We start from the raw sequence: 440 nt of genomic DNA on the forward strand, positions 1-440 counted from the left end.
CGCAGAGGGGTGGCCCGGACGCACCGGACCACCCCTCGAGAAGCCGACCCACCGGGCCGACCGAGCTGAACGACGTCAGCCGCGGATACCCTGCGCCAGCTGCGCGTCCGCGTCCGACAGCGTCTGCGCCGCCTGCTCCAGGAACGACGCCATGCCCTCGAGACCCTCGATGGCCTGCGTGGTCCCCGTCGTGAACTCCTCGTACGACGTCTGGAACGCCCCCGAGGCCTGGTCCGTCACGAAGCCCGACGACACCAGGTTGTTCACCTGGGTCTGCAGGTTGTGCAGGATGTCGGTCATCTGCTGCTGACCGTTGCGCAGCTGCCCCGCCTGGGACCGCAGCTCGTCGTACGTCACGTTCATGTTCGCCATGACAAAACTCCTCGTTCGTCGCCTCGGCCGGCCCCCTTGCCGGCCGCCCGTCGTCGAGCACGACCCTA

The 440-nt window shown here is 68.6% G+C and carries 1 protein-coding gene; it reads right to left on the bottom strand.

What is annotated here, in order from left to right:
• Positions 1 to 75 precede the first annotated feature (75 nt).
• Entirely contained in the window at positions 76 to 372 is a 297-nt protein-coding gene (locus tag MWU57_RS17910) for a WXG100 family type VII secretion target (protein WP_106265076.1), read from the bottom strand.
• Positions 373 to 440 lie beyond the last annotated feature (68 nt).

Source organism: Isoptericola sp. S6320L, assembly GCF_023015685.1.
In the GTDB taxonomy this organism is placed as follows: domain Bacteria; phylum Actinomycetota; class Actinomycetes; order Actinomycetales; family Cellulomonadaceae; genus Isoptericola; species Isoptericola halotolerans_A.

Coding starts and splice junctions, on each gene's coding strand:
- MWU57_RS17910 (WP_106265076.1), bottom strand. CDS start 372: ATGGCGAACATGAACGTGACGTACGACGAGCTGCGGTCCCAGGCGGGG.